Source organism: Rhodococcus sp. 05-2254-5 (genome assembly GCF_002258575.1).
Taxonomy (GTDB): Bacteria; Actinomycetota; Actinomycetes; order Mycobacteriales; family Mycobacteriaceae; genus Rhodococcoides; species Rhodococcoides fascians.
On record NZ_NOZG01000029.1, the window covers coordinates 296,047 to 315,677 of the forward strand.

Below are 19,631 nucleotides of genomic sequence, written 5' to 3' on the forward strand. Positions count from 1 at the left end.
CATGTCAGTTCGAGCGCGGCACCATCGCCAACTGTCGGCTCTGCACCACCACGGCACCGGTCGAGTCGAGTATCAGGTGGTCCTCCTCGAACCAGGTGCTGCCGATGACGGAGCTGGTCGCTGCCACTCGCAGCCACCCCGGAGCCGGGCGGCGACGCAGATATGTCGTCAGCTGGACCGTCGGCGCCCAGCCGAACATTCCGCGGTTCATCGTCACCGGGGCCGAGATGTCGCCTGCCATCAACGCGAAGAGCACCGACGTGTCGGCGTCGGCTTCGTCGCCCGCGAAGGGGCGCACCCACAGTCGAATTTCGGCCTCACCCTGCTGACCGGTGAGAAACGATGCCGACGACGGTTCGATCCGCATCTCGCAGCCCTTGGCGACGTGCACGATCGACGCCATGGGGTGATCGCCTGCCACCGCGAGGGTGTCCGCAGGAGGCTCCGCGGCCATCGACGTCAGCGACAACGGGGTTTCGTGGTTCGGTTCCTCCGAGTCGGGCCGACCGAGGGTGACCACCGCCCGCACTGCGACGCGTCCGGCCTGAGTCAGCTCGACGTCGACGTGCGAGACCTGCCTGCCGCGCTTGCGCACGATCGTCGTGAGCGCCACTTCGCCTGGGTCGGGCGCGGCCAGATAGCTGACGCTGACGGCCAAAGGCTGGATCTCGACCTGGGCCGGGTCGATCAGCACGATCTGCTGACGCGCCGCGGCCGCGCAGATGGCGAGCATCGCCCCGCCGTGCACTTTGGGGCCGATGGTCCAGGTGGAATCGATCGCACCGGCGAAGGACGCCGTGTCTGCGGAGACGTCGAGTGGGACCAGTGTGGTTGCGGCCCGGAACGGGCTGGTGGAACTCATTCCGGACAACTTACCGGCAGTCAGGACAGGTGTGCGCGGGCGAACTGCAGCGCCTGGTCCAGCATCGACGAACGCTCGGGCACCGTGCGCGCATTCTGAGTGTTGATCTCGATGACGGCTTGACCGTCGAATCCTCGCCGCACCAGTTCGGTGCAGACCTGGGCGCAGGGCTGGCTGCCGTGCCCCGGGATCAGATGCTCGTCCACGGACGCGCCGCGGCCGTCGGCCAGATGCAGGTGCGCTATCCCGTCGCCCATCCGGTCGAGCATCTCGAGTGCGTCCGAGCCTGCGGTCGCGGTGTGCGAGAGGTCGAGTGTGTAGTGGCCGTGACCGACGTCGGTCGGGTCGTACGACGGCGAGAACGCCGACAGCGCCGCTCCCGGGCCTCCGCGTCGTTCCAGCCGTTGGGCGGATTTCTCCTTGCGCCCGAAGAATCTGTCGGCACGCATCGGGAACATGTTCTCCACTGCGACCACGACGTGGGAGTTCGATTCCAGTTCCGCCACCTGATCGGCGAATCCGTCGCTGTACTTGCGCTGCCAGCGGAACGGCGGATGCACGACGACGGTCGCCGAACCCAACTTCTCGGCCACTTCGACCGACCGGGCCAGTTTGACGATCGGATCCGATCCCCACACCCGCTGTGAGATCAGCAGACACGGCGCATGGATGGCCTGCACCGGTATCAAGTACTCACGTGACAGCGCAGCCACCGCATCGACGTTCTGACTGATCGATTCGGCCCACACCATCAGTTCGACGCCGTCGTAACCCAGATCGGCGGCATAGCGAAACGCTGCCTCGGTGTTCTGTGGGTACACCGAGGCCGTGGACAATCCGACTTTGATTCGCTTCGCCGCCATCGTTGTCGAAACTCAGCCGGTACTGAGCTGGAAGGCCAACGGACCGAGCGTGACGAACACACCGACGGCTATGGCAATGACGATCGAGACCAGATCGTCGGTACGCCGGAGAATCCTCACCACGGCGACGAGACCGACGATGACCAGCACCGACAGCACCAGTGCCACCCATGGCAACACGTCCCACAGCTGCTCGAAGCCCTTGAACAGCAGCGCACCGACGACGATCGACACGACGGCCTGCCCGATGAGCACCAGCCACTGCCGAACCGCGCCGCCCTTGCCCTTGACCGGGGACTTGTCCTTGCTTCCCGTGTCCTTGCTCGCCTTGTCCTTACTCGCCGGTTTACGACGATCGGCACGCGAGCCGGTACTCGCGGTGTCGGCGGTCTTCGGGTCGGCGGTCGTCGAGTCGGCAGGGTCTTCGTCGGTGGTCGGCTTCGTGAGGTCGACTACCTCGGGTATGACCTGAGTGCCGGCCTCGTCGGCCGATTCATCAGTGGCCTTCTCGTCCGCGATCTTCTTGTCAGCGGTCTTCTTCTCAGCGGTCTTCTTGTCGTCGACCTCGTTGCCGCGCGTGATGCGCGGGGTGACCGCGGTCTTCGCCAGGTCGTCCACTTCGACGAGAGCGGCATGTGGGCTTTCCACCAGCGGCGCACGCGAGGTGACGTCGGTCTTGGGTTCGGCGGATTCGGTCGAACGCGGCGGCTGGAATCCCGCCGATCGACGGGCCCGTCCCTGCTCGGCCTGGGTCGACCCGTACGGACGACGCTCCGATCCTTGCGCGGCAGGAGCGGCTGGCCGCAACCCGCGCGCGGTGTCGTCGTGCGATCGATTGAGCAGGTCTCCGGCGACGGTCGTGGAGCCCGACAGCAGTTCCGGTTCGGGCTGCTGCTTGTCGCGCTTGCCTGCCGGTTGGTACGGGGTCGGGCGGGTGCTCTGGGGCCGGGCCGGTTGCGGCGTGGACGCCGCGGTCGTGTTGCCGTCGGATGCACTGCTCGTGGGCTCGTTCGCAGCGGTATCGGGAGCTTCGTCCCGCGGCTCGTCGACGACGGGTGCGCTGCGGTCGCCGGGTTCGTCACGAACGACGGGAATCTCCCCGGTCAGTTCGGCCACGGAGATGCCGCCCTTGACGCCTCGCCGGCGTCGCCCTCCTGCCGTCAGGTTGGTCTTCTGGCCGTTTCTGGCCAACAGCTCGGCGACCGAGATCTGCCCGGTGTCTTCCGGGTTGGCGTCGCTCATCTCGAACTCCCCACCAGATCGCCGTCGGCTTCGGTGTCCAGCTTCCTCAAAATCAAACCTTCTCTCAGCGCCCACGGACAGATCTCGAGTGATTCCACCGACAGTGCCCGCATGCTCGCCTCCGCTACCAGCGCCCCGGCCACCAGTTGTGGTGACCTGTCGGCACTGATGCCTTCCAATTCTGCACGGTCGGCGGCCGTCATCCGCGATATGAACGCGATGAGTTGCCTCAGACCGCTTGCCGTCAGCGTTCTCGTCACTCGCGGACCGGCTGCGGAAGGCGCAGCACCGGTCAAGCGAGCCAACGAACGAAATGTCTTCGACGTTCCCACCGCGCGGTCTGCATCGCCCGCAGCCAACAGTTCCTTGGCCGGTGTCGCGAGTTCGGCATCCAACCAGTCACGAAGCACGGCGATACGACGCTTTCCCGGAGGATCCTCGTCGAGCCAGTCCCGAGTGAGGCGGCCGGCACCGAGCTGCAGGGAGAACGCCACGTCGGGATTCTCGTCGCTGCCGCTGGTCAGTTCCAGCGATCCGCCGCCGATGTCGAGTCCGAGGATGCGCCCGGCGCTCCAGCCGTACCAGCGGCGCACGGCCGGGAACGTCAATCTGGCCTCGTCCACGCCGGACAGGGTTTCCAGGGCCACTCCGGTCTCGGCGAGAACCCGCGCGAGAACGTCGTCGGAGTTGTAGGCGTCGCGCACCGCGGAGGTGGCGAACGCCATCAGTTCACTACAACCCGACCGAGCGGCGATGGCGGCGAACTCACGCACCTCGTCGACGAGCCGATCGGCACCTGCTGGAGTGATGTTGCCGAACGCGTCGGTGTTCTCCGACAGGCGCAACGTCGCCTTGCTCGAGCTCATCGGCGTCGGGTGTGCGCCACGGTGTGCGTCCACTACGAGCAGATGCACCGTGTTGCTACCGACGTCGAGCACCCCTAATCGCACAACCCCACGGTACTGGGTCTACCGTCGTCGTTTGTGACAGCAGGTCGTGAGCAGCAGTCGTTCGCTGCAGAGGTCGAGTTGGATTTCCCGCGAGAATGGGTCGAGTTTCCCGACCCCGACAATGCCGAACATGTCATTGCCGCCGATCTGACGTGGCTGTTGTCCAACTGGACCTGCGTGTTCGGTACCCCCGCCTGCCAGGGCACCGTCGAGGGTCGCCCCGACGACGGATGCTGCTCGCACGGCGCGTTCCTGTCCGATGAGGACGACAAACGCAAGCTCGACGAGTCGGTGAAGTTGCTCACGCCGCAGGACTGGCAGCTGATGGACAAGGGTCTGGGCAAGAAGGGATACGTCGAATACGACGATCTCGACGACGAGCAATCTCTGCGCACGCGGCGGTACAAGGGTGCGTGCATCTTCCAGAACCGACCCGGGTTCGAGGGTGGCATCGGGTGCGCATTGCATTCGATGGCGCTGCGCAAAGGCATCGAGCCGCTCGAGGTCAAGCCCGACGTGTGTTGGCAGTTGCCCATCAGGCGCACCCAGGATTGGGTGACGCGTCCCGACGGCTCCGAGATTCTCAAGACCACCATCGGCGAGTACGACCGACGCGGTTGGGGCGAAGGCGGACTCGATCTGCACTGGTACTGCTCCGGCTCACCCGACGCGCACGTCGGAGCCAAGCAGGTGTTCGAGTCGTACAAGCCGGAATTGACCGAGCTGCTCGGCAAGGCCGCGTACGAGGAGTTGGCGTCCCTGTGCAAGCGTCGTCGTGGCCTCGGTCTGATTGCCGTACATCCGGCTACTCGTGAGGCCCAGCGCCGATAGTGCGGCTGGCGCCGCACGTGAGTGGAAACTCGTAGCCCACTACGCGTTTCCACTCACATGCCGCAGGCTCTACCCCTCGAGCTTGTAGCCCAGACCGCGCACGGTGACGAGATGCTCCGGCTTGGCCGGGTCGGTCTCGATTTTCGACCGCAGTCGTTTGACGTGCACGTCGAGAGTCTTCGTGTCGCCCACGTAGTCCGCACCCCACACTCGGTCGATCAACTGGCCCCTGGTCAAGACCCGGCCGGAGTTGCGCAGCAGGTATTCGAGCAGGTCGAACTCCTTGAGCGGCAACGTGATCTGATCGGATCCGACCATCACCACATGCCGTTCGACGTCCATCCGCACCGGCCCGGCTTCGAGCACTCCGGTGTCGGTGCCGCCGTCGACCTCGGCGTCACTGCCGCGGCGCAGTACGGCGCGGATACGAGCGATCAGTTCGCGGGCCGAATACGGCTTGGTGACGTAGTCGTCGGCACCGAGTTCGAGCCCGACGACCTTGTCGATCTCACTGTCACGCGCGGTCACCATGATCACGGGAACGCCTGAGCGCGAACGCAATTGCTTGCACACGTCGGTGCCGCTCATTCCGGGAAGCATCAGGTCGAGCAGCACGATGTCCGCGCCGGCACGATCGAATTCGGCCAGAGCCGACGGTCCGTCGCCGACGACGGTGGCCTCGAACCCCTCTTTGCGGAGCAGGAAGGCCAGTGGATCGGCCAACGACTCTTCGTCTTCCACGATCAGAACGTTGGTCACTGATTCTCTCTTTCTGTAACCGCGGCGTCGTCTTCTTCTTCGAAGTACGCGGGGATCTGGAGGGTGAAGGTGGATCCGGTGCCCAGCTTGCTCCACAGCGAGATGCTGCCGTTGTGGTTGGCTGCGACGTGTTTGGCGATGGCAAGGCCCAGGCCCGTGCCGCCGGTGGCCCGCGACCGAGCTTTGTCGACGCGGAAGAATCTCTCGAAGACGCGTTCCTGGTCCGCCTTGGCGATACCGATTCCTCGGTCGGTGACGGCGAACGCGACGTTCGATCCGCGCAGTGCCCTACTGACCGAGACGGGTGAACCGTCGGAGGAGTACGCGATCGCGTTCTGGATGAGGTTGGCCAGGGCCGTCACCAGGAGCGCCTGGTCACCGAGCACTTCGAGCCCGCTCGGATGGTCGGTGGTGACGGAGATGCCCGCGTTCTCGGCAGCGAGTTTGGACCGGTCCATCGCCTCGTTGACGACGGTGTCGACGTCGACCACTTCCAGGTCGGGCAGTTTCTCGGCCCCTTGCAGACGCGACAGTGCGATCAGCTCGGTCACCATGTTGCCCAGGCGTTTGGATTCGGCGACGACCTTGCCGCCGAAGTGCCGGACGGAGTCCGGGTCGTCCGCGGATTCGAGCAGCGCCTCGGCCAGCAGGCTCATCGCACCGACCGGTGTCTTGAGTTCGTGACTGACGTTGGCCACGAAGTCGCGACGCGTGGCCTCCATCCGTACCTGCTCGGAATCGTCGTCGGCGAAGAGAACGACGAACCGTCGGTCCTCTTTGCTGAGAAGTCTCGCGACGCACCGGACGGCGATCTTGTCGCGGCCGGGCCGGGGGGCCTTTGCACTGAGATCGACTTCGACGGGATTGCCGTCGGACAGCACTTTCGTCGCCGCGGCCCACGCCCGCTCGTCGATGGAACGGTTACGCACCAGGCCGAGCTCCTCGGCCCGAGGATTCGACAACACGACGTCGTGAAATTGATCGACGACGGCGATACCGCTCTCCGACGCCAGCACGATGAGGTCCAGGACCTGCGACATCGTCAATCCGGAGGTGGCGCGGCGACGCTCCGAGTGTCGAGTGTTGAGGTACGGGATCAGAACACCGCCGACGAGGTATCCCACGAAGGCCGCGGCGATTGCCAGTAGTACGGCCGATGCAACACTCACACCGGAATCGTACGTTCGATGGACGGCTCACATACGCAGGGTGCAGGCATTTCCCTGGTCGTCATAGCCCTCGTCGGCAGTGTTCTTCGTTCGTTCACCTGCAGTTTCGACAAACTGCCGGTTTGTGCGTGGCGGAGTTACTTACCGCCCTGGTTTGCCACGGCAGCCGCACCCGCAGCCGCTGCTTCCGGATCCAGGTAGGTGCCACCCGGATTGGTCGGCTTCAGCTTGCCGTCGACCTCGGTGAGGTCGTACTGCAGTGGGATGCCGGTGGGGATGTTCAATTCGGCGATGTCCGCGTCGGAGATCTCGTCGAGGTACTTCACGAGTGCACGCAGCGAGTTGCCGTGTGCGGCGACGAGCACGTTCTTGCCGGCCTTCAGATCGGCGACGATCGTCTCCTCGAAGTACGGGATGAGCCGTTCGACGACGTCGGCGAGGCATTCGGTCAGCGGAACGCTGTCCAGGTCGGCGTAACGGGGATCGGCATCCTGGCTGAACTCGCTGCCGACCTCGATGGCGGGCGGCGGCGTGTCGTAGCTACGACGCCACAGCATGAACTGCTCGTTGCCGTACTTGTCCTTGGTCTCGGCCTTGTTCAAGCCCTGCAGTGCGCCGTAGTGCCGCTCGTTCAGACGCCAATCGCGCACGACGGGGATCCAATGCCGCTCGGCCGCGTCGAGCGCGAGGTTCGCGGTGCTGATCGCGCGGCGCAGCAGCGAGGTGTACAGCAGGTCGGGCAGTACGCCCGCCTCGGCGAGGAGCTGGCCGGCGCGCTTGCCCTCGGCCTCGCCCTTCTCGGTCAGTCGCACGTCGACCCAGCCGGTGAACTGGTTGGACGCGTTCCATTCGCTCTCGCCGTGACGAAGCAGAATCAGGGTTCCGATACTCATGTGGTCAGTTTCTCATGCTGGACGCTGGGGAGTGGAGCCTGCGGAACGACCTAACGCTGGGGGTCGTGGCCCGCGTGCGACGAGCACGCCGACGACGACGATCATGACGACCGCGGTGAGGGTGATCGGGATGGGAATGATCGGGTCGAACAAGACGAGCACGGCACCGACCGGAACTGCGATGTTGACGACGCGATCCGCGTGGGCGCGGATGGCGATCAGCCAGACGCCGAGGACGAATATCGCAATCGGCACCGTGACGGTGAACGACGCGGCGACGTCGCCGAGCTTGCTGTGTTCGGTGAGCACGTCGATCTCGACCTCGATGCCGGCCGAGAACGCGCCCGCCGCGGCGAAGATGAAGTAGTGCGTGTAGCCGTAGATCAGCGAGTTGCCGAACTTTCCGATGGCCCGGTGGTGCGGCGGCCAGAAGTAGATCCACCACAGACTCGCGGTGACGACGAGGGTGAGGACGGAAATCGAGATCAAGGGTGCCAGCGCCGTCTCGTCGTGCAGCGCTTCGATGATGGCGTTGGCCGATGCGAGCAGACTCTCGCCGAGCAGTATCAGCGTGAACAGCCCGTAGCGTTCGGTGATGTGATGCGGGTGCCATGGCGTCGACCCGCTGCGTTCGGCGATCAGTGGAACCGCCATTTCCGCGGCTGCCAACACGAAGAACAAGACGACGGCGGCTGTGCCGTCGAACAGCACCAGCCAGAGAATCCAGAGAACTTGAACTCCTGCAATGCCTGTCGCGTATGTCAGTGCGGTCTTCTTGTAGTCACCGGTCCGAGACGCTCGAACCCATTGCGTCACCATCGCCACGCGCATCACGACGTAGCCGAGCACTACGACCGCAAAATCCTTGTCCACGAACGCCGATTCGACTCCGGCGGCGAGCACCAGCACACCGGCCATCTGCACGACGGTCAGCGTTCGATACAGCCAGTCGTCGGTATCGAAGGAGGTGGCGAACCACGTGAAGTTCATCCACGCCCACCAGATCGCGAAGAACACGAGGGCGTAGCTGAGCAGACCGTCGGCGACGTGGTTCTCGGTGAGCGCGTGATGGAGTTGCACCGCCGCGATACTGACGGCCACGACGAAGACGAGGTCGAAGAACAATTCGAGTGGACTCGCCGCGCGATGCGGTTCGTTCGGATCGCGCGGACGCATCTGTACCAGCCGGGCCGTGGAAAGATTCACGAAGGCAGAGTAAGGCATCCGATTCGCGAATGTTGTCGTGATTGCGTTGCCGTAGTTGCCTTTACGGACATTTCGGGCAGGGTCGACGGTATGGCGTTGGCGATTTACGGAACCTCCCACCCTTTGTGACGACCGCGCGCCGGGGTTCCGCGCATAGCGGGGGTGCGAGGTCCGGAGAAAGGGTGTGAGGTTGCGGGACTACTCCCCCAGCGCCGCCCCGATCTCGCCGACCCGAGCTCCCACGCTCTGATCAACCTCTTCGGTGTCGACGAAATAGCGCCGAAACACCGAGCGCATCAATTCGATGACCTCGATGTGTTGCCTGATCGCAACAGCCGCCGACCGTTCCTCACCATCGGCCAGTCGCTTGAACTTGCGACCCAGCTGTCGAGCTGAAGGAAGCGTGCCGAATGCGTCGAGATCGACGAGAAACTCCGTCTGCTGCACCATGCCCTCCAGGTGGGCGATGTACGTGACGCATGCAGCGTCGCACTGCGCCGCAACACCTTCCGGTATATCCAAAATTCCGGCTGCGGCCTGATCCGACAAGCGCCTCCAGTTCTGCATCGAGTCGAACAGATCCCCGGGGTCTTGTCCCACAGTCATACCCTCCAGTTCAGTTCGATATAGGTGGGAGCGATGCGCGCGTGGTGCGCGCAATATTCTCGATTTCCACACACGGATCTCTTGCTGGCTCGCTCGCCGCGCGAGTGTCGAGGACGAAATACACCAGACCCTTCTCCACCTCGAATGCCATGCCACAACTTCGTCCGACCGGACGGTCAGCGCGCAAGAACTGGTATCCGCCGAGACCGTCGACCTTCGAGAATTGATTGAAGCGGTCGTTCGCCTCCAGATCGTCCAGCGAGTGGAAGCCCGAGAACGCGCCCAGGAAGTACCACGATCCAGGGTCAGGGTCTGTCCAGATACACGTCTTCCAGTCGTTCGACAGCGGGGCGTCTCCGAACAGGTTCGAGCTTTTACTGTCCACATCCAATCCCGCGGCCTCGACGGCATTGTCCGGGATGGTGCATGGATCCCAGGGCTCGGTGGCGATCGGCGCAACGCTGGTCGACGTCGGCAACGCAGCATTCGGTGCACTCGGCGTCGACTCACCACATCCGGCGACCAGCATCATCAGTCCGACCACACCCGTCACCCAGCGCCCTGTTGCTCTCACAACTGGTTGGACGCGGCGAGCCCCGACTCGGTTCCCCGGCAACCTCACACCCTTACTACCGACTGCGCGCCCCCACTCTCAGGAGCAAGGGCGCGAAGTCGACAAATGCGGTGTGAGGTCATTACCCAGCGGACATCAGCCGCAGTTCGACGGTGCCGGCTCTCCTCGGAATCGTGCGTCCACGTAGGCGTAGGCCTCGGGCAGTCCGACGATCGATCCACTGAAGTGCTCGGCGAGTGGATACGCCCGGAACTGCACGGTTGCCCCGGCTGCGCAGTAGCGGTCGACCGTCTCCTTCACCGGCGCGAACGGGGTGATGAAGTCGTTGATTCCATGCCAGATATACACCGGGGCCGTGGGGACGCCGTCGTAGTCGACGAGACTGTTCTTCTTCAGTACCGCCTGCGCAGAGGGCAGGGACGCGATGTCGACGTTCGACAGATCTCTCGCGCTCTTGAACGCTCCGCCGATGATGATGGGGCGCCTGCATTCGTTGCTCACGCGATCTCGCAGGGCCAGGCCCGCCGCATTCAGGTTCTCCGAGACGGGGAATTCCGTCGGGTATTCCCGTTCGAGTCCGAGTGATGCCGCGAGTGCCATTCCGAAGGCGGGGTGCGGAATCGCGCTGTAGCCCAGGTTCTGTGCGATCAATCCCAGGTCGGCCGGGGTTCCACCGTGCACGCTGGCCACGATGTTCAGCTCCGGCGCGTAGGTGGGTGCCATGGCACCGGCCCACGAGGTCGCCAGTGCACCTCCCGAGTAACCCAACAAAGCAACGGGACTGTCTTTCAGCGGCAACTGCTCGAAGTTCTGCACGGCCCGCACACCGTCGAGCGTCAAGCGACCTTCGTACTCCGCGGCTCCGTAGGCTCCGGTCGGGCCGAGGTAATCCGGCACCGCAACCGCCCAACCGCGGGCGACCATACCGACGTACAGGCTCGGCGCTTCACCGATCTCGTATGTGAAAAGACCATGCGACGGAGCACATTTGACGCCCAGGGCATTGATGACGGCTTGATAGGACACCAGTGGGGTTCCCGCGCCCTTGCCTCGGGGCATCAGCACGGTCGTCACCGCGGCGACGGGTGCACCTGCGGAGTTGGTGGACCGATATTTGAGTTGCCAGATGTCGGTGTTGGGGTACATCCAGGCGTCGGCCCGTCGGCTGGCCAGGATGTCACCCGGCGCGTGATCGGCGATGTCGGCCGGTGCCGCGTAGAAGACGTCCGGATCCGGGGCCGTCGGCGCGGGAGCCGCCGAAGCTGTTGTGCCCACTGCGAACAGGGACGCGCAGAGTGCCACCAGGATGGACCCCAGGGTAAAGAACTTTCGGATCACAGCGAGCCTTTCGGGTGAGCAAAATCGAAGATCACGGGACTACGGGAAGAGAGAACTGATTGATCGGATCCGTCGAGGACACGGTGACGTCCGCTGGGCCCGGCCCACCCGCGAAGGACGGATCCGACGCGGTGATCTCGACGGCGACGCGATGACCGCGGTCGAATCGATGGACGATGCTGGGCAGCGAGATGGTCACCGGTTCCCCGGATTCGGTGAGTACGGCGGGTGCGAGAAGTCCGTGAATCGGGCTTCGCGCACCGTCGGGTGCTACGTCGAGCACGGTGACGAAGACGGTCGCGGGACCGGACACCGTGGGACCGATGGACAGTTCCGGTGCGCCGACGACGTCGATGGGTTCGGTCAGTGGCGGCGTCGTCCAGTGCGCGGCAGAGCCGGGTAGCGAGACCCGCGGCACGGGCAACTCGGCCGCGAGATTCGGCAGTCCGAACGTGGTGGGTATCGGCGCACCTGCACCCCGAATCGTCTGGGTCCACACTTCATTCGACGAATCCCCCTCCGCCAGTGATCCATTCGACAAACGGAACGTGCGGCGAGCACCGACGGGAAATGTCTCGGATTCGACGTAGGCCGGCGACGCGACACCGGTATAGGGCACCCAGTCCCGGAAGTAGGTGAAAGCCGGTCCTGGGTCGACGTCACGATCCTTGAGGTGTCGGTCGAGCCAATTGCCCACCAGTGCCGCTTCGTGCTGAGTGAACGGGTCGGGGGCCTTGATGTCGAACTCACCCGGATAACCCTTGCGATCGTTGTGTCCCCACGAGTGCCAGACCATGGACGTTTCCACTCCCCGCGCCCGCAGGGCCTCGAATGTGGCTGCGGCCTCGTCGAGACTGAACAGCGAATCCTTCTGCCCCTGCGTGAGCAACACCGGCACATCGACTCGATCGAGATAGTCGACGGGCGAGACATGACGCATCGCCGCCAGAGTTCCCAGGTCGGGTTCGCGATTGGCCGTGAAGGCGGACGCGGCGTCGCACACCCACTGGGCGTAGTTCGGGCACCCCTGTGCCCGTGCCGGATCCACGGCGTATCCGCCCGGTCCGGTCAGAACGGCACCGGCGGCCAGAAATGCCGAACCGAACACGCTCTTGACCGGCCCGACGGATCTGCGGCCGGCCCCGTCCGGTGCCAACGACCGCGCCAGATCGTTCCAGGTGATCATCGACGCGACGGTGTCCAATCGTGGATCGACCGATGCCGTCGCCAATCCCGTTGCGCCGGCGTAGGAACCGCCGAGGTAGCCGACGCGCGGGTCACCCGGTGCGTCGAGGCGAACGACATCCAGTGCCGGGGCGGCCACCGTCCGTGCGGGATCGGTGAACACCCCGCCGCTCTCACCGGCGAGATAGCCGATCAGAGCCGATGCGGCCATGCCGTCGTAATCGGGATCGGCGAAGTAGATCTTGCATGTCGAGCCGCCGAAACCCAGAGCCGAGTACGTCAGAACCACGTAGCCGTGAGTGGCGAATCTGGCCGCGGCACCGGCCTGGTCGTCCTTGGATCCGCCGAAACCGTTGCTGGTCAGAATGGCTGGAGCTCGGTGGTCCGGTCCCAGCCCGACAGGAACGTACACATCTCCGACGACGGTGCAGTGCTGATCGTGTTCGGGCCCCACTGCGACGTCGAAGTACCGAGTCTGCACCGAGAAGTCGCCGAGCGCCTGCGGTGCCAGGACCGGAAGCTCCGCTGCATATCCGGGCGCGGAAGCCGCGACCAGAGCCGTCGTCACAGCAGCGACGACGGCTGCCAGTCGTCTCATCGGAGGCAGTTCGTCGGCGGCGCGGCACCCCGGAACCTGTTGTCCAGGAATGTCAGTGCCGCGGGAAGACCCTCGAACGCCGCCTGGATGTGCTGCGGTGCATGGACGACGTCGAACTGCAAGGTGGCACCACTCGCGCAGTACCGAGCAGCAGTGTCACGCAACGCACCGATCGGAATGAGCGGATCGTTGTCGCTTCCCCACAGCAGTGTGGGTGCCGTCGGCACACCCGCGTACTTGACCAGACTGTTCTCGTCGATGATCTGCTGCGCCTCGGGGCTGTCCACCAACGACGTAGTGGTCGAGACCGCCAGCGCGCTCTTGAAGGCTCCGGTCGCAAGGATCACCGGCGTGCACGCATTCGACACCTGATCCTTCAACGCCAGACCGGTGGGATTGAGCTGCGCGGTGATCGGCAAACGATCCGGGTATTCACGTTCGAGTCCGAGGGCGGCCGCGAACGCGAGACCGAATGCCTGATGGGGCTGAAAACCCAAGGCGCGAGCGATGTTGTCCAGATCCGCAGGCACACCTCCGGCTGCGGCACCCACGATGTTCAGCTCGGGTGCATAGCTGGGAGCGAGCGCCGCGGCCCACGCCGTCGCCATACCGCCGCCGGAGTAACCGGCCATGCCTACCGGGCTCGCTGCCAAACCGAGTTCCGGCACGCGCTGTGCGGCGCGGACGCCGTCGAGCGTGATCTGTCCGCCCAACTTGGCTGCGCCGTACGCACTTTTCGGCCCGAGGTGGTCCGGTACCGTCACGGTCCATCCACGCATCAGCGCGAGGTTGAGGAATTCGCGTTCCTGCACACCGGTCGTCGGGTCGGCACCGAACAGGGACTCCGACGGTGCGCACTGCAACCCGAGCGCGTTGACGAACGGCTGATACGACAGTAGAGGCCCGCCGGGTGCGCGGTTCGTCGGTGCCAGAACGGTTGTCACTGTGGCGATGGCGTCGCCTCGGGAATCGGACGACCGGTACTGGAGCTGCCAGATGTCGGCACCGGGATACAGGGGGCTCGAAAACCGCCGACTGGCAACGACATCGCCGTTGTTCTTCCCGTTCAGGTCCGCAGCCGCCGCATACAACGTGCCGGGTACCGGGGCCGGATCACCGGGCGCGGCCGACGCATGGGGAGCAGATACGAACAACAGCGACATCAACCCGACGACGAGTGTCGAGGTCACGAGGGTGCGAAACATGGTGTAACTCTTCTCGATTTCGATCGGCCCGAACTCCTGGTCCGGGTGAGACATTGTTGGATACTATTGCGGGACAATCACTTACGAATATTCACGGCACACCCTGGGAGACCATCGACGAGCTGCGTTCGACGACGCCGCGGGGCAGCGCGGCCGCGACTGCGGTGGCCACCACCATGGTCGCGGCCAGCCCGAACAACACCGTCCGCTGAGACGCCAGATAGTCCGCGGCAACCGGCTCCGCAGGAAGCAGACCGAAGTACAGGGCCCCGGTCACCGCGGTTCCCACAGCCGATCCCACTTGTTGGACGGTCGGCAGAATTCCCGAGGCCGAGCCGATAGCGTGCGGGGCTACCCCCGCGACGATGGTGCTCTGCAACGGCGCGATCACCGACCCGAGACCCGCTCCCAGTACCCCGAGCGGCACGACCGCCCACCAGGGAAAGCCGGCACGGTCCAGATATTCGGTGGTGACGCCGAGAACGAGCAGAGCCAGTCCCATGGCAGCCGCGCCGGCCGCAACGACGCGAGAATCCCAGTGGTGGAACGAGATCGGCGCGGCCACCGAAGCGAGCACCGCCCCGAGAGCGAAGGGAACAGTGATCGCTCCCACCGTCGACGCGCTCTCACCCAATCCGGATTGCAGTGTCACCGACATCGTCAGAACGAACCCGGTGAAGGTCCCGTACACGAGAGCCGATACGGCGCATCCCACGGAGAATCCTCGCTCACCGAAGACGCCGATGTTCACCATGACGTGTGCTCCTGCAGCACGTCGACGACGCTCCCACATCGCGAACCCGGCCAGTGTCGTCAGACCGAGCGCAACCGCGGGCAACGCTGCGGCGACACTCGAGCTGATCATGACGGGACAGACGATCAGCAGGGCCGCGATCGACCACAGGACGGCGCCGACCGGGTCGAACCGCCCGCCGTGTCCGGCCGGGACCTGCTCGGTACCCGGTGCCACGAACCTACGGCCGAGAACGATCGCCGCCGCCGCGATCGGGACGTTGATCAGAAACAGTGCTCGCCAACCGGTTTCGAGGATGTCGAGGTGCAGCAGCGCTGCGCCGATGGACGGCCCGGCGAGTCCGGCCAGCCCCGCGGTGCCACCGTACAGCGCGAACGCGGTGGTGCGCCGGGTGCCGGAGTAGGCCGCTGTCACGATCGCCACCGTCTGGGCCGACATCGCCGCTCCCGCGAGCCCCTGCAGCACGCGAGCGAGGACGAGCAGTTCGACGGTGGGCGCATACGCGCAGAGCACCGACGTCACGGCGAACAGTGCAGTGCCGGTGACGAATACCGTTCTGCGCCCGAACACCTCGCCTGCGCGCGCCATCGAAAGCAGCGCGCAGGCGAAGGCGAGCAGATACGCCGTCGGGATCCAGACCTGCTGGGTGCCCGACGCGTCGAGGTCACGCGCGATCGTCGGCAACGCCACGGTGACGGCGGTGACGTCGATCATCTGCATCGTGACGGCCAGCAGGCAGGCACCCAGCGTCAGCCACGACCCGCGGCGAGGGAGCGTCATACCCTGCTGACGTCCGGAAGCTCGTGGGCCAACACGTGAGCCTCGGGTGGCTGTGGGATGTAGTCGCCCTTGTCGACCACGGCGGCGTAAATTTCGGAAATCTTGGAGAAGTACAGGTCGATCGAACGATCGGCCTCGTCCGTGCCCGGGTACAGGAACTCGACGCCGGTGTGGTCCTCGAAGCGGTTGATCCACATGAAGACTTCCTCGGAACTGCCGCGGTTGCCGTACAGACCCGCTCCCGCCGCATCCAATTCGGCTTCGCCCGGCAACTTGCGAACGTCGACGTACGAGATCATCGGCGCGGTCCATCCCGGCTGGGTCGTGATTCCGTGTTCCGGCAAGGCCAGCTCGAGCACCCGGTGGTACGAGGTGTTCGCCAGCAACTTTCCGGAGTCGAATGCTGCCTGTGCGAGCACTGCGAGGGTACGGAACGTCGGCTGCTCACCGAGGTCGAATGGCACCGGAATCAGGCTCGAATACCACCCGATCGACGCGAATTCGCCCGGGGTCGCCCGCGTGCTCTTGGGCGTCAGACCGAGGTAGCTGCCCCGGCCGGCGAGCTCGTACTCCGCCAGCGCTGCGGCGGCGAAGATTCCGCCGATGAACTTGACTCCCACGGCTGCACACGCCTCGTCGACTGCCTGCGCGGTGGCACCGTCGAACAACGGGAACGAACTGTGCGAGGTCCGCGTGTAGTCGGCGCTGTTGCGTCCCAACGGAAGTGGGAACGTCGGCAGATCGCCCCCGTTGTCGGTGACCAAGTCGATCCAGGTCCGAACCGCAGGGCTCTCGAGAGTCGTCGCGTCGCTCTCGAGGCGTTCGCGCTGGCAGTACTCGAGGTAGCTGCCCGGGGTGAACAGGCCGTCGGACTCCCCCGTCACCGCGTTGCGATAGAGCTGGCGCAGTTCGTAGTAGGTCAGGGCCTGCGAGATGCCGTCGGTGTCGAGGTGATCGACCGCCGCGTACACCACGAAGTGATCGTCGTGTTCGATCGTTCCGAACGAGAAGCAGTCCCAGCTCTCGGGGCCGGGCGTGCTGTCCTGCACGTGACTCCGAATGGCCTCGGAGTCCGCAGGCGTTCCGAAATCGGTCGCTTCGAGCGCGATGTCGGCGACGTCCACGAGGTGGCGCGTCGAACCCTCGGCCGTCGTCGAGAACCAGCTACGGAACGAATCGTGTCGGGTGACGAACGTGTTGAATGCTCGTCCCATCGCGGTGCGGTCCAGTGCGCCTTCGATCTTGAACGTCACCAGGCACAGCCGGGAGAATCGGAACGACGATCCCCGGTTGCGGTAGGCGGCTTCGAGATACGCCTGCTGGATGTGCGAGGGCGGTGCCGGGTGAACGGGCGCAGCCGCGGCAGCAGCTCGTGAGGCGACGGTGGGTGACCACGTGGTGAGCGGTCCTGGAGCGGGCTTCCACTCGTCGATGAGTCCGAATGCGACCACGACACAACCTTTCGAAGGAGACAGAGCGATTCGACGCGGCGAGGTGCGTCGGAGGGGCCAGTGCATCACCCGGGCAGAGGCCGAGAAACCCCGTCGACGAGCATTTTGGAAAATTGACAACGATTCGCGGGATATCTGTGTCAGAACTGAAGGATCGTCAACATTGTTGTCGGCACCAGTGATTCGCATTACCGTCCAAAGGCACATCGCGCTCGCCGGAGGTTAGTCGTGCGTGGCTCCCACAATGTCAGGAACCGTTGATGCCCAGTCGATTTCGCCTCGGTCAGGCGACCTTGTCGGCGCTGAGTGTGCTCGCTACCGTCGTCGTTCTCCTATCGACTACGGCGGGGTCGGCTTCCGCCGACACCGTCTCGTCGGTGGTCGGCGTCGAGGGAGTTGCCGACCGACGAGACATCGTATGGGTGCATTCGGCAGCCATGGACCGCGATATCCAGCTCGACGTATTTCGGTCGGCGCAGCCCGGTTCACCCACGCTCTATCTACTCAACGGAGCGGCGGGCGGTGACGGGGGAAGCAGCTGGTTCGATCAGACCGACATCGCCGGCTTCTTCGGAGACAAGAACGTCAACGTGGTGGTTCCGCGGGGCGGCGCTGCGAGCTATTACACCGACTGGTTGCACGACGATCCGGTACTGGGCCGAAACATGTGGTCCACCTTTCTCGGTCGCGAACTTCCTCCGGTGATGGATGCTCTGCTCGACGGCAACGGGGCCAATGCGGTCGCCGGGATCTCGATGGCAGGCACGTCCGTTCTGCAGTTGGCCATCGCCCATCCCTCGGTGTATCGATCCGTCGCCGCGTTCAGTGGATGCGCACGCACCAGCGACCCGGTGGGTGCCATGTACGTCAGGTCCGTCGTCGAGGCCCGCGGCGGTGGGTCGACCGCCAACATGTGGGGACCACAGGGCAGCGCCGACTGGATTGCCAACGACCCCTACGTCAATGCCGAGGGGCTGCGCGGCATGGCCGTCTACATCTCGTCCGGAACGGGAGCGCCCGGTGCGTTCGACGTGCCGGGCGGCCCCGGTATCGGCAGCGATTACGGCAAGCTCGCCCAACAACTCGCCGTCGGCGCAGTGATCGAAGCGACGACCGATGTGTGCTCGCAACAGATGCAGAAACGGTTGCAGGAGTTGAACATCGAGGCCACCTACAACTTCCGACCCAACGGGACCCATTCCTGGGCCTACTGGCAACAGGATCTGCACGATTCGTGGTCGGTGATCGCACCGTCGTTGGGGCTGCCGACCGGCCCGTCCTGAGCCGTGCACTCCTCGAGCGATGACGAAGGAAAAGCGATGAACCGAACCGACGTTGCGGGCACTCCGGCTCTGGCTGCCACCTGGGCCCGCTCACCGTGGCCACTGGCAGACATCATCCGGGCCAAACGTGGCCGGACCGTCTCGGTCGTGCTGCCCGCTCTCGACGAGGAAGAGACCGTCGCCGGCGTCATCGCCTCGATGACTCCCCATCTGGGCAGCCTGATCGACGAGCTGGTGGTGCTGGATTCGGGATCGACCGACCGCACCGCGGCGCGGGCCCGCTGCGCCGGTGCCACCGTCGTCTCCAGGGAGGCCGCCCTACCCGGCACACCCGTGGTTCGCGGCAAGGGTGAAGCGCTGTGGCGCGGAGTGGCCGCCACCTCGGGCGACCTCGTGGTGTTCGTCGACTCCGATCTGGTCGATCCCGGTTCGCACTTCGTTCCCTCCCTCGTCGGTCCACTGGTCATGTCCGACGACGTCGAGTTGGTCAAAGGCTTCTACCGTCGGCCGCTGACGATCGGTGACACCACCGACGAGGACGGCGGCGGCCGCGTCACGCAGCTGACGGTACGTCCTCTACTGACGGCGCTTCGGCCCGAACTCGCCGGCGTCTTCCAACCGTTGGGCGGGGAATACGCCGCGACTCGACGCCTCCTGGAAGCACTTCCGTTCGCCCCCGGCTACGGAGTCGAGATCGGTGTACTGCTCGATACGTGCGACCGGTTGGGTATCGGCGCGATCGGCCAGGTCGGACTGGGAACCCGACGGCATCGAAATCGGCCGACGTCGGAGTTGGCTGTCATGAGTCGGCAGATCATCGCCACGATGTTCTCGCGCCTGGGCCTGAGCGATTCCGGAGCCGGGTTCACCACGTTCTCCACCACCGGAACTCAGCTCTCGATGAGCGTGGCACCGTTGTCTCTCGTCGACCGTCCCCCACTGACCACCCTGGACGAATACAACCGCCTCACCCGATGCCCGGCGATGAGTCTACCCGGCTGATTCGAGCGCGGTTCCACGACAACCTCACACCCCTGCTACCGACTGAGCGCCCATGTTTGCGCCCGAGGAGGGTCGCGCGG

Annotated in this window: 18 protein-coding genes; 3 read left to right on the forward strand and 15 right to left on the reverse strand. The window is 65.0% G+C overall.

The features are described from left to right. Positions 1–4: 4 nt before the first annotated feature. The 4 genes from CH278_RS20855 to CH278_RS20870 are packed head-to-tail and all read right to left on the reverse strand — an operon-like array spanning position 5 to position 3,917. Positions 5–862 (reverse strand): thioesterase family protein, encoded by an 858-nt coding sequence (locus CH278_RS20855; protein ID WP_032369773.1) that lies wholly within the window; start codon positions 860–862, stop codon positions 5–7. 20 nt (positions 863–882) lie between these two features. Next, the gene (locus tag CH278_RS20860) at positions 883–1,725 is read right to left on the reverse strand and encodes a sugar phosphate isomerase/epimerase family protein (RefSeq protein WP_094622739.1); all 843 of its coding nucleotides are present in this window, start codon (positions 1,723–1,725) and stop codon (positions 883–885) included. Positions 1,726–1,737: 12 nt separating this feature from the next. Continuing rightward, positions 1,738–2,967, reverse strand: a complete 1,230-nt coding sequence (locus tag CH278_RS20865; RefSeq protein ID WP_094622740.1) for a hypothetical protein — start codon at positions 2,965–2,967, stop codon at positions 1,738–1,740. Beyond that, a complete protein-coding gene (locus CH278_RS20870) occupies positions 2,964–3,917 on the reverse strand; it encodes a Ppx/GppA phosphatase family protein (RefSeq protein ID WP_179274503.1) in 954 nt (317 codons plus the stop codon). The genes CH278_RS20865 and CH278_RS20870 overlap by 4 nt, the downstream gene beginning before the upstream one ends. 33 nt (positions 3,918–3,950) lie before the next feature. On the opposite strand from CH278_RS20870, the gene CH278_RS20875 reads away from it, so the two are divergent. Then, a complete protein-coding gene (locus CH278_RS20875) occupies positions 3,951–4,748 on the forward strand; it encodes a hypothetical protein (protein WP_027498360.1) in 798 nt (265 codons plus the stop codon). Positions 4,749–4,817: 69 nt separating this feature from the next. Here CH278_RS20875 and CH278_RS20880 read toward each other — a convergent pair whose 3' ends face one another. From CH278_RS20880 to CH278_RS20930, 11 genes are all read right to left on the reverse strand, one after another. Next, complete coding sequence (locus tag CH278_RS20880; protein ID WP_027498361.1) at positions 4,818–5,507, reverse strand: response regulator transcription factor; 690 nt, start codon at positions 5,505–5,507, stop codon at positions 4,818–4,820. Further along, the gene (locus tag CH278_RS20885; RefSeq protein ID WP_027498362.1) at positions 5,504–6,676 is read right to left on the reverse strand and encodes a sensor histidine kinase; all 1,173 of its coding nucleotides are present in this window, start codon (positions 6,674–6,676) and stop codon (positions 5,504–5,506) included. The genes CH278_RS20880 and CH278_RS20885 overlap by 4 nt, the downstream gene beginning before the upstream one ends. 137 nt (positions 6,677–6,813) lie before the next feature. Beyond that, the gene (locus tag CH278_RS20890; protein ID WP_032365206.1) at positions 6,814–7,569 is read right to left on the reverse strand and encodes a phosphoglyceromutase; all 756 of its coding nucleotides are present in this window, start codon (positions 7,567–7,569) and stop codon (positions 6,814–6,816) included. A gap of 12 nt (positions 7,570–7,581) precedes the next feature. Further along, positions 7,582–8,745: a low temperature requirement protein A gene (locus tag CH278_RS20895; RefSeq protein WP_051365418.1), complete on the reverse strand. Its 1,164-nt coding sequence runs from the start codon at positions 8,743–8,745 to the stop codon at positions 7,582–7,584. Between the two features lie 228 nt (positions 8,746–8,973). Then, positions 8,974–9,381, reverse strand: coding sequence for a hypothetical protein (locus tag CH278_RS20900; RefSeq protein WP_045840641.1), 408 nt, complete (start codon positions 9,379–9,381; stop codon positions 8,974–8,976). Between the two features lie 10 nt (positions 9,382–9,391). Then, positions 9,392–9,934 (reverse strand): DUF3558 family protein, encoded by a 543-nt coding sequence (locus CH278_RS20905; protein ID WP_094622742.1) that lies wholly within the window; start codon positions 9,932–9,934, stop codon positions 9,392–9,394. A 156-nt stretch (positions 9,935–10,090) separates the two neighbouring features. Beyond that, the gene (locus CH278_RS20910; RefSeq protein ID WP_374223898.1) at positions 10,091–11,290 is read right to left on the reverse strand and encodes a lipase family protein; all 1,200 of its coding nucleotides are present in this window, start codon (positions 11,288–11,290) and stop codon (positions 10,091–10,093) included. Positions 11,291–11,324: 34 nt separating this feature from the next. After that, positions 11,325–13,076: a CocE/NonD family hydrolase gene (locus CH278_RS20915; protein WP_094622743.1), complete on the reverse strand. Its 1,752-nt coding sequence runs from the start codon at positions 13,074–13,076 to the stop codon at positions 11,325–11,327. Further along, positions 13,073–14,281, reverse strand: a complete 1,209-nt coding sequence (locus CH278_RS20920) for a lipase family protein (RefSeq protein ID WP_094622932.1) — start codon at positions 14,279–14,281, stop codon at positions 13,073–13,075. Before CH278_RS20920 ends, CH278_RS20915 begins: the two co-directional genes overlap by 4 nt. Positions 14,282–14,372: 91 nt before the next feature. Then, positions 14,373–15,815, reverse strand: coding sequence for an MFS transporter (locus CH278_RS20925; protein ID WP_094622744.1), 1,443 nt, complete (start codon positions 15,813–15,815; stop codon positions 14,373–14,375). Continuing rightward, positions 15,812–17,266 (reverse strand): condensation domain-containing protein, encoded by a 1,455-nt coding sequence (locus CH278_RS20930; RefSeq protein ID WP_094622745.1) that lies wholly within the window; start codon positions 17,264–17,266, stop codon positions 15,812–15,814. Before CH278_RS20930 ends, CH278_RS20925 begins: the two co-directional genes overlap by 4 nt. Positions 17,267–17,526: 260 nt before the next feature. On the opposite strand from CH278_RS20930, the gene CH278_RS20935 reads away from it, so the two are divergent. Next, the gene (locus CH278_RS20935) at positions 17,527–18,549 is read left to right on the forward strand and encodes an alpha/beta hydrolase (protein ID WP_027498369.1); all 1,023 of its coding nucleotides are present in this window, start codon (positions 17,527–17,529) and stop codon (positions 18,547–18,549) included. Between the two features lie 36 nt (positions 18,550–18,585). After that, positions 18,586–19,551: a glucosyl-3-phosphoglycerate synthase gene (locus tag CH278_RS20940; protein WP_057472727.1), complete on the forward strand. Its 966-nt coding sequence runs from the start codon at positions 18,586–18,588 to the stop codon at positions 19,549–19,551. Positions 19,552–19,631: the final 80 nt, after the last annotated feature.